The following is a 12,016-nucleotide window of genomic DNA, read 5'->3' as shown; positions in this document are numbered from 1 at the left end:
TATATAGAAAATACTAGTCATAAAGCCTAATATAAATGTTGATGATTTCCTGACGATAAAAGAGTATAAATTGTATTACACTGATCTGAAGTATGTGAGTTAATAAAGCTGTAAAAAATTTTTGCGGATATGATGTAGTGGTAGCATAACTGCTTCCCAAGCAGTTCGGACGGGTTCGAGTCCCGTTATCCGCTCCAAAGAATATATTCAGTATTTATTTGTAATATTAAAAATGTATCTGCCTAATCTAAAAACTAAAGTATTTGCATCAGTTGATAAAAAAATAAGCTAGGTCACATGCTTGTTCTTAATAAAATACCTCAGCAGATATTGATTGTTCTGAAAGTCGCCTTTATTGAATTCTTAATAAACTATTGGTTATGTTTGGATGAAGTCTGATAAGGTGAAATTTTTTATAAGCTAATCAAAGCATACAAAAAGTAAAATACAGCAACGTAAAAGTTGGATGCAGGATAAAGTAAAATTTTATTAACTAAAACATAAAAGATTACTTGCTTTGAATATTGCTTTTTTACCTGATTAATAACTTACCAAATAAAAAATTTTAAAACCCTTATAAATATACATAAACCAATTAATTGTTAAGAATATGTATTCTAAGGCAAGAATCAATAAAAATTAACAATGCCAAAAAAGAATTTTATTAAAGATTGTCGCTTTTATAAGACATTCAATAACAGATAAACAAACAATGTATTAGCTATGTAAAACCATTGCAGAGCTAATAAAATCATATAACTTATTGTATCTTATTAATTTAATATAAAAGAAGTAGGCGTTTTTTCCATATAGGTTCTATTCGGAACTATCTCTGATTAACTACATTTATACAAACATTTATGTTATATTACTTAATAATTTAACTTAATTTTAACCTTTCTTTAAGTTATCAAGATATTTTTGATAAACGCATGATTTTAAAAAATTAGGAGTAAACCAATTGAATAAAATATATCGTGCGATATGGAACGAATCCACTCAAACTTGGGTGGCTGCTTCTGAGTTAGCTAAAAGTAAAACCAAAGCAAATACAGTTTCCTGTCAGATGCCTGTTGTATCTACAGTATTAAGTAAATTAGGTTCTAAAGTATTTAAAATCGGATTAATCGCTTCCGTTGTAAATATGACTATAGGGATGCCTATTGCGTATGCTGCAGGCCGTGCGCAAATAGTGGGTGAAATCCCGACTCGAGGTTCTGATAATAGAGTATCTGGATACCTTAATACAGCAAGCATTAATGCTGTTCAGATAATGGGAGATAATAGTGATTTTTGTGGTTATGATAGGGTTGCAGGACGAGATATAAACGGTACTCAGCGTAATCAAGGTCCCTCAGGGCTTCCTGCTATTTCAGCAATGGAAGAATATTTGCGGTTTGCTCAAAATTATACAGTAACCGGTACCAGAGGAGCTGTTAGTGGTAGAACCCTCAATCCGTATGGTACAACTAACCATGTTGAAAATTGGGGTGGCCAAGGATGGACAACTGACCCCACTAATGGTTCAAATGGGACTGCTACTTCCAAAGCTCCTATATCAGGTTATATGGATCAATATGCTACAGGAGGATATCAAAATGGTATGGGGAGTGCCTTTGGTGTAAATTCAGCTGTTATGGGATGTGGTTCCTATGCTTCTGGTAATCATTCATTATCATTCGGGACTGGTGCGTTTAATACTGGCGGCGGGGCACAGGCTGTAGGTAATTTTGCTTTGGCTGGTGGACGAGCTTCCAATGCGATTGGTATCTCATCGCAAGCTACTGGAGTTTCTAGCGTAGCTTTAGGTTCCGTTGCTAATTCAGATGGCGTAGGAAGTGTGGCACTTGGTTTGATGTCACAGGCTTCTATAGATGGAGCAGTTGCTGTTGGGGTGAAATCTCAGGCAAGTGGCGACTCTTCAGTGGCCATCGGTAATGACACTATTGCTACTGGTAAACAAGGTATTAGCATTGGTAATGGTAATGTGGTTTATGGAGAACAATCCATTGCCATAGGTGGCTCTACCACACCTACTGCATACAAAAAAGAGGATGGAACGGAAGCATCTGGTCCAGATGGCTATACCTTTATTAATGCGAACAACACTTTATCTTTGGGTAATAGTAATAAAAGTACAAGCCCAAATAACGATATTACTGCAGCCAATACGGCTATATTTGGTAACCAAAACACCATTATCAATGCTATTTATGATGTTCATGTAATTGGTAGTGGCAATACAGTTGGTAGTACTGATAGCAGCGGTATTGGAGCAACCATAATCGGTAACAATGCTTCTGTTACCACAGATAACGGCTTGGCACTCGGTAACAATACTATTGTGAATGGTACTGGTGCCATTGCTGTAGGTACAAATGCCAAAGCTATGGCAGATGGTTCCGTAGCTTTGGGATCGGATTCAATAGCTAATACAGCTGGTAATGTTTCTGGCTATAATCCAGATACCAATGTGGCTGCTACTGATCCTTCCCTTAGTACGCCCACATGGAAAAGCACTACCGGGGCGGTAGCAGTAGGTAACTCTGCTAAGAATATTACCCGTCAAATTACGGATTTGGCTGCCGGTACGCTGGATACTGATGCTGTCAATGTGGCGCAGCTAAAGAGCTTGTATTCATCTATCTCTGGCAGTGCATCCAGTCTTTCGACAGTGTTAGATACTAATGTATCTGTGGTAAAAACTAAGATTAATAGTGCTTCTATTTCAACATCTGATGTTATAACTAATCTTAATCAAAATATTACAAAGGCTTCTGGCGATGCTGATGATAAATTAGCACAAATAAATACCAATATTTCTTCTTTAAGTACCTCTACATCTAGCTCTATTGGTGCATTACAAACCAGTACTTTAGTATTTAAAAATGGTGTTTATAATGTCGGTTCGGACGATGGCAGAGAAACTAAAAAAATAACAAATCTGACAGATGCTCGTCTTACTGAAGACTCCACTGATATGGTTAATAGTGGCCAGTTATTCAGTACCAATTCTATGCTGAGTTCTATCTCAACTGCTATTTATACTAATATCAGTAACCTTAACGAAGGTACTTCTAAATTAGTATCTGTCGTTAATACTTCGATATCAACAATTGATAGCAATATTAATAGCTTTACTACAACTACTGATACAGGTATAAAAAATTTACGTGCAGCTATACTCAAATGGAATGGTTCGGATGCATTTGATGCGGGTAATGAAAAGAAAATAACGAATGTAGAAGCAGGTAGTATTGACAGCGCAGATTCTACTGATGCTGTAACGGGTGCACAGCTGCGTGCCACCAATATGAAGCTTAATAAGCTGGATAGTGATATTCAGGATAGCCTTACAGACAACAATCTTAAAATTGATAAATTTGTAACCGATACAAATATAGCATTATCAAGTTCGAATAAGTCATTAGATGGTCTGTCTACTTCAATTTCGACTGGATTAAGCCAGATTACACGAAATGCTCTTTTATTTGATGCCACTACAGGGGCATTTGTTGAAGATAAAAACAAGACGCCGCAAAAAATCTCAAATGCTGCAGAAGGTGATGTTATTGCGGATTCTGATGATGCGATTACAGGTGGCCAGTTATACACTGTAAACTCCAATCTAGCGAGTCTCTCTGTATCTGCTTCCACTGGCTGGCTCAATATAAGTAGTAAACGCAGCAGCTTGACAACAGACACTGCCAATAGCCTTACTAATCTTTCAACTGCAATAACAAATAACTTAAACAGTTTAACAACTTCGGCTAATTCAAGTCTGAGTACATTAAGTAATTATTTACAAATATTGTCAGATTCTGCATCTACTGCTATTAGTGGTTTGCAGGAAAGTACCATATTGCGTGGTGAAGACGACTATTTTCATGCCACTCATGATGGTACAGCGCAAAAAATCACCGGTGTTGCGCCTGGTGATATAAGCAGTCCTAATTCAACAGATATGGTTAATGGTGGCCAGTTATTCAGTACCAATACTGCGATCACTAATTTATCTAGTACTGTAAATACACAATTTGGTAGTTTTTCTGTTTCGGCTTCTTTGTCTGTTGGCCAGAGTCTTGATAAGTTGTCTACGAGCCTGGCTACAACTGGCAGTAAAGTTGCTGCATTGCAAGAAGATGCTTTGCAATGGAACGATGATGACGCAGCATATAGTGCCAGTCATGGTGGTGCAGATGCAAAAATTACACATGTCAGTGCAGGTGACATTACCAGTGCAACTTCAACTGATGCCGTTGTCGGCAGCCAGTATTATGATTTGAATGCTTCAATAGATACACGAGTAAATACGCTGACCACATCAGCTTTAAGTACGGTGGGAGAAATTAATAGTAGTATTTCCTCTTTGCAACAACAAATGCTCCAGTATACAGATGGCAAATACAATGCTAAAAGAGTAGAAAAAGAGCAGAAAATTACAGGTGTTGCTGATGCTACTTTAAATAGTGCTTCAACCGATGCTATTAATGCTAAGCAGTTATATACTACCAATTCAACTTTGGATACAGTTTCAACCACTATTTCCAGCGGTTTATCCACCTTGGCTGGTAATATAAATCAAACAGCAGTGAATACCTTGCAAAGTGGCATGGTTCTGGTTAATGGACTGAATTCAAGTATCAGTACTTTGAAGAATAATGCTCTGCTGTGGAATGAAACTGATAAGGCATTTAGTGCTACTCATGATATTGACGGTAATACTAAAATTACTAATGTGGCCAATGGTTATGTAGCAGCTGGTTCTACAGATGCAATCAATGCTGGCCAGATTTTTTCGTTTTCTACATCTGCTTCCACAGGAATACAATCTTTAAGCACTGGATTGAATGGATTATCAGCACAAAAAATTAAAGAATTGTCTAGTTCTATTCAGTCAGGACTTACTGAAACCAATAATAAAATTGCTACGCTAAAGCAGAATGTTTTGCTCTGGAATGGTGATGCATATGATGCTAGCCATGGCAGCAGTAGAGGTAAAATTACACATGTAGCTGATGGCAGTGTGCAATCTAATTCAACAGATGCTGTAACCATGGGGCAGTTATACACCACCAGCACAAGTATCAGTACATTGAATACTGATGTGGTGACAAAACCAGCTGAGTTATCCACAAAATTAGATGCCGCTATGGCTGCTACTAATACCAGTCTGAATAATACTATTTCAGGTAGTATCAGCAGCCTGTCAGATAAAATTAATACCGATATTGGCACAGCTAATTCCAATATTAATGCACTAAAACAGACTGTATTGCAATGGAATGGTAGTTCTTATGATGCCAGCCATGGCCAAGTTGGCGGTAAAAATAAAATTATTAACGTTGCACAAGGCAATGTGAATGATAAATCATCCGATGCGGTAATTGGTGACCAGTTGTCAATGACAAATACCAAAATCTCTGGGCTGACTTCAGATTTAACGTCGCAGCTTCAGACTTTGTCTGGTTCTTTATCTGGAAGTCTGGCTAGTGTTTCAACCACCATGGATAGGTCACTTTCTAGTGGTTTGAATACTTTTGCCTCAACCATTGATACCAGTCTGGTTCCTGTAAATGCTAGTCTAAGTACTATTAAACAGAATGCATTGCAATGGAATGGCAGCGCTTATGATGCCGGTGGTACTCAAGGTATAAAACGAAAGATTATAAATGTGGATAAAGCTGATTTACAGGCTAAGTCCAGTGATGCGGTAATTGGTGCTCAGTTGTATAGCACTAACAGTCAGATTAGTGCATTATCTTCTTCGTTTGATAACAAAGTATCGGATTTTACAAGTTCAACTTCTAGTAGTCTAAATAGTCTATCTACAGCATTAGAGAATTCTTCTTTTTCTGGACTGGAAAGCCTTTCTACTACAACAGAGCAACGCCTTCAAGAAATTAACGGCAAACTCCCTGCCCTTCTGCAGAATGCATTGCAATGGAAAAATGGAGCATATGATGCCAGTCATGGTGTAGTAAATGGTAAAAACCGGATCACCAATGCTGCAGATGGATCTTTAGCTAAGGGCTCAAAAGACGCGATTACTGGGAATCAGCTGTATAACACCAATACTGCCATCAATGATCTGGCTAATGAGGTTAAAAGTGGCATTGGAAGTTTATCCAGTGCTCTGAGTACTATATCTGATAAAAATATCTCTACTTTAACTGGGTTGCTTGCTCAAACGAATACTAAAGTTAGTAGTCTTTCCACAGCAGCAGGAACACAATTAGGAGTGATTAATAATGGTGTATCTGATTTGCAGAAAGACGCTTTACAATGGAAGCGTTTAGATGAATCAGGTGCAGGAGCATATGATGCTAGCCATGGCATTGCAAATGCTAAAAATACACTGACACACGTATTTTCAGGTAATGTGAAAGAGGGATCGTCTGATGCGATAATCGGTGCACAGCTATATAGTACAAACAACAGTATTTCTGTTTTAAACAATAAATTAGCCGATGTATCGGGCAGTATGGAAGCCGGTATCAGTAGTTTATCAACTTCTTTGGATCAGGTAACCGGTTCTAATTTGGCCAAACTGACTCAAAGCAGAAGTACTATTGAAAACAATATAACTAGCCTGTCTTCAAGTATTTCTTCAGCTTTAAGTACGGCCGACGGAAGTTTGGGTACTCTCAAAACGAATGCCTTGCAGTGGAAAGACGGAGCCTACGATGCAAGTCGTAATGATAAAAATAGCCGTATAACCAATGTTGCTAAAGCTGATATTTATGATGGTTCAACAGATGCCATCACAGCAGGACAGCTGTATAGTACCGAAAATAGTTTTGACACTTTGAACAGTGATATTAATAAGCGTTTTGAAAGTTTTTCAACGACTTTAAGCAGTCTTGTTGATATTGGTATAAGCAGTCTGTCAGCAGGTATAACGGGTATTAATACCGGAGTAAGCACATTGCAGCAGAATGCGTTACAATGGGATGCGAGTATTAGTGCTTATGATGCCGGTTCTGCAACTGGTGCCAGAGCTAAAATTACTCAGGTTGCCGCCGGTCAGGTAGGAGAAAGCTCGTCAGATGCTGTTATTGGTGCACAGCTGTACAGCCTGTCCACGGTGTCTGATGCAAATCTGACCAGTTCCTCCAATTTAATGTCTTCCAGCTTAAGTACAATACAATCTTCATTAACGGGTATTTCTGATAAATACTTTACCCAACTCAGTTCTTTGTCAGACAGTATTCTAAGCAGTACTATTAATCTGTCAGGTGCATCTGCAAATAGCTTATCAACTCTTTCTGATACTCTGTCCAATAGTATTACCAGTTTATCCAACAGCACGAATACTGGCCTGAATAGCCTGTCTGCTGATGCCGCAAATAGCCTGAGTAGTCTATCCACGGTGGCTGAATCTGGTATAAGTAGCTTGTCGCAAAGTATTTCAACTTCAGCAGGCACCCTGATAACTTCTCTGTCTACAGTTAGTCACGATGCAGGCTCATTGAAACAAAATGCACTTCAATGGAATGATTATGCAGCTGCGTATAATGCTGATCATGGAACGGGTACTGCTCAAAAAATTACAAATGTGTCTACTGGTTTGATAACATCAGGTTCAAACGATGCTGTGAATGGTGCCCAGTTGTACAGCTTGTCTACCAGTATGGAAAACACAGCTAATACAGCGTTCACCGGTTTATCAGATGCACTGGTTAGCAGTATTTCTACTGTTGATAGTAATTTGCAGAGCTTTGCTGACACTACAACTGACAATTTGAGTAGATTGGATACCAATCTGCGTACAGCTACAGCTCGTGTAACTACCTTGCAGGCTAATACTTTGCAGTGGAATGGTAGTGTTTATGATGCCGGCAAAAATGGCACTCCACAGCGTATTACCAATGTTAGCGGTGCTGCTAGTGTGGCTGCAAATTCCACTGATATGATTAACGGCGGTCAATTGTTCAGTCTTTCTAGTTCTACCTCAACTGGTTTGAGTAGTCTTGCAAGTAACCTGAGTGAGATGAGCAAGAATCAGCTGGGCAGTCTGTCTACCGTTGTTACCAATAGTCTCAGCAGTATCACCAACAATATAGATAGTCTTTCTACTGGCTTGAGTTCTACTACCAACAATGTTGCTGCATTGCAAAGAGATGCGCTGCAATGGAACAGCGCTAAAGGGGCTTATAGTGCGGATCACGGTACCAATACAGCTCAGCTGATTACCAGTGTAGCTGTAGGCTCCATAGCTGCAGATTCTACTGATGCTGTCAATGGTGCTCAGATGTATAACTTGTCCACCAGTACAACAGCCAGTGTCAATACTTTGAATCAAAGTCTGAGCTCTACCAATTTAGTGTTAAATACACTCTCTACTGCCTATGGCACTAGCCTGAGTACACTTACAACAAGCCTGAGTAGCACTAAAGATGCGCTGAATCAGTTGTCTGTTACAACGACAAACAGTATTACTGGCATCAACAACAGTCTAAGCAGCATAACCAGTACGACTTCATCCAATCTACAGATTTTGGATAAAGGATTACAGGCAGCTAATGCTAGTGTATCTTCATTACAGGCTAATGCGCTGCTGTGGAATGCAGGCAAGGGTGTGTACGATGCCAGCCGTAATGGAGAAGCCAAAGTACTAAGTGGTATCGATGCTGGTGCAGTAAGTGTTGGCTCTACCGAAGCTATTAACGGTGGACAATTCTATAGTCTGTCTACGGTAACTGCGGCAGGTTTGAACATTACCAATAGCAATCTGAGCACGCTGAGTAGTAGTACATCATCAGCTCTTGCTGGTTTGACGGGCAGCTTAAGCAGTATCAATCAGAGCATGAATAACCTGCAGACAACTGCTTTACAATGGAATGGTAGTTTTTATGATGCTGGTCGTGATGGTACTGCACAACGCATTACCAATATTAGTGCCGGACGTCTTGCTGCAGACTCTACTGATGCAGTAAATGGCAGCCAGCTGTATACCTTATCTAATTCCACCTCAACCGGACTAAGCAGCTTGTCTACTAATCTGAATGAGGTAACAAAAAATCAGCTGGGTAGTTTGTCTACTATAGTGACAAACAGTCTCAGTACGGTAACCGATAATATCGGCAGCCTGTCTACGGGTCTGAGAGAAACCAATACTAATGTAGCAGCCTTGCAGCAAAATGCATTACAGTGGAATAGTACTAGTAACGCATATGATGCAATACGTAGTAATCGTGCTCAAAGACTGACCGGAATTGTTGGTGGCGATATAAGCCTCACTTCAAGTGATGCCATCAATGGCGCTCAGATGTACAGCCTGTCTACTCTGACACAGGCAGGACTAAGCAGTAGCAGTACGGGGCTGAGCAGCTTAAGTAGTGCTTCATCAGCAGCTTTGACTGCTGTCAATGATCGCGTGGATACGCTGACCAGCACCACTCAATTAGGACTGACTAGTGCCAGCACAGGCTTAAGCAGCCTGAGCAGCAGTACTTCATCCGGTCTGACTAGTCTGGCATCCAGTCTGAGTAGCACAAATCAGAACCTGACTACCCTGCAGCAAAATGCTCTGCAATGGAATGGTAGTGCTTATGATGCCGGTAGAAATGGTGCGTCTCAGCTTATTACCAATGTAGCGGCTGGCCGGGTTTCAGTGGATTCTACCGATGTAGTCAATGGCGGTCAGTTGTTCAGTCTGTCTAGCTCTACTTCAACCGGACTAAGCAGCCTGTCTACTAATCTGAATGAGGTGACAAAAAATCAGCTGGGTAGCTTATCTACTATTGTTAATGACAGTCTCAGTACGGTAACGAAAAATGTAAGCAGTCTGTCAACCGGTTTAATTGAAACCAATAGTAATGTGACTGCATTACAGCAGAATGCTTTGCTGAGAAACAGGATAAGTGGTAATTTCGATGCCAGCCGTGAGGGTAAAGATCAAAGACTGACCGGTATTGCAGCTGGAAATATCAATATTACTTCAAGTGATGCTATCAACGGTACTCAGATGTACAGCCTGTCTACTCTGACTCAAGCAGGATTGAGTAGTACTAGTACCGGATTAAGTAGCTTGAGCAGTGCCTCATCAGCAGCTTTGACTACAGTCAATGATCGCGTGGATGCGTTGACCAGCACCACTCAATTAGGATTGGCTAGTGCCAGCACAGGCTTAAGCAGCCTGAGCAGCAGTACTTCATCTGGTCTGACTAGTCTGGCATCCAGTCTGAGTAGCACCAATCAAAACCTGACCACCCTGCAGCAAAATGCCTTGCAATGGAATAGCACACTGGGTGCTTATGATGCTGGCCATGGTAGTGGTACAGCTCAGCGTATTACTAATGTAGCAGCTGGTAGCGTGACAGTAGATTCTACCGATGCGGTAAACGGTAGCCAGCTGTATGCTTTGTCTAGTTCTACTGCTACTGGTCTGAGCAGTCTGTCAACCGTAGTTTCATCAACTGTAATTTCAGGTATCAATAGTATCAGTAGCTCTATGTCTACCGGATACGAGAGTCTGTCACGCAGTATGAGTACAACAAGCGATAGCCTGAACAAACTAACTTCTAGCACTAGTACAGCTTTAAGCAGTCTGTCTACCAGCTATGATCTGACTCAGAAAGATGTAAAACAGCTGAAGGATAAGAGTCTGCAATGGAATGAGGATAAAGGTGGATTTGATGCTGGAAAGACAAATAGTCTCACTCGAGCTGCTACTTATGGCAAGGTTATCAATTTAGCTGATGGTTTGGTTGATCAGGGATCACATGATGCAATTAATGGTGGACAGCTATACTTACTGAAAAATGATGTGACCAGCCTTTCTACAGGTACCAGCACTAGCTTGTCTTCATTAAACAGTGCTTTAAGTGAGTTATCCACAGGTAATATTATTACTAACATTACCAACCTGACTCAAAATGCCTTACTGTGGAATGGTAGTGCATATGATGCTAGTCATGGCAGTGCTACGGCACAGCGTATTGCCAATGTGGCTGACGGTAACATGGACAAAGGATCTTTAGATGCTATTAATGCTGGTCAGCTATGGGCTGTAAGACAAGATTATAATAATTTGTCTACAATGGTTAATAGCCTGCCAACCAGTAATGTTTCTGATGATTCGCTGAATAGTCTGTCTACATCAGTTAGCACAATTGTTGCTAGTCAGATTGCATCGATAGCTTCTGCTCTTGGTACTTCACGAAATTCAGCAGGAAGTATCAATCCACCTAAGTATGATATTTCTACACCAACAGGTGGTAATGTATCAGCAGATAATGTCGCTGATGCACTACAAAATCTGGAGAATTATGGTACGAAATATGTGAAGGTCAACTCTGCTAAAGCTGGATCAATTGCCCAAGGTGCAAATTCAATTGCAGAGGGCGGAGCAGCAATGGCTAGTGGTACATCAGCTATTGCGATAGGTGATTCAGCCAGTGCTCCCGCAGCTAATGGTGTGGCTCTGGGTAGCAATGCTCAGGTGAAACAGACTGGAGGTATAGCACTAGGAGCTGGATCAGTTGCGAGTGTAGCTGCTGGACAAGAAGGATATATTCCAGTAACTGCAACGTCGCAGCAGGCAGCAGCAATCCGTGCCACAAGAAGTACGGAAGGAGCGGTATCTGTGGGTGATGCATCTAAGGGTGTATACCGTCAGATAACTGGTGTTGCAGCTGGTACTGCTGACACTGATGCTGTGAATGTGGCTCAACTTAAAGGTGTGGATAATCAGGTTAGCAGAGTTAGTGAATATGTTAATCAGTTGAATGATAATATTCACCATGTTGAGCGTAGAGCTTATTCAGGTACAGCCATGGCCATGGCGCTGTCTGGGGCTTATTTGCCTTCACTGAGTTCCGGTGAGCAGACCGTCGGTATTGGGGTAGGTGCATATCGTAGCTATGGTGCCGTTGGTGTAAACTATAAGGCAGCCAGCAAAAACGGCAAAGTTACGTGGGGTGCAGGTGTTTCCACTACTGGTAAAGAAGTTGCTTTCAATTCAGTACTTGGCTTTAAGTGGTAATTAATCCTGACTAAACAGACTTCTGGA

Annotated in this window: 1 protein-coding gene and 1 tRNA gene; both read left to right on the top strand. The window is 40.6% G+C overall.

Annotated elements, in window-relative coordinates:
* Positions 1-123: 123 nt before the first annotated feature.
* Positions 124-197 (top strand) — tRNA-Gly (locus tag BHC43_RS04190).
* A 764-nt stretch (positions 198-961) separates the two neighbouring features.
* Positions 962-11,989 (top strand): ESPR-type extended signal peptide-containing protein, encoded by an 11,028-nt coding sequence (locus BHC43_RS04185; protein WP_100156604.1) that lies wholly within the window; start codon positions 962-964, stop codon positions 11,987-11,989.
* The last annotated feature ends 27 nt before the right edge of the window (positions 11,990-12,016 follow it).

The organism is Snodgrassella alvi, assembly GCF_002777855.1.
Taxonomy (GTDB): Bacteria; Pseudomonadota; Gammaproteobacteria; order Burkholderiales; family Neisseriaceae; genus Snodgrassella; species Snodgrassella alvi_E.
This window is presented reverse-complemented; position numbering and strand designations above follow the sequence as displayed.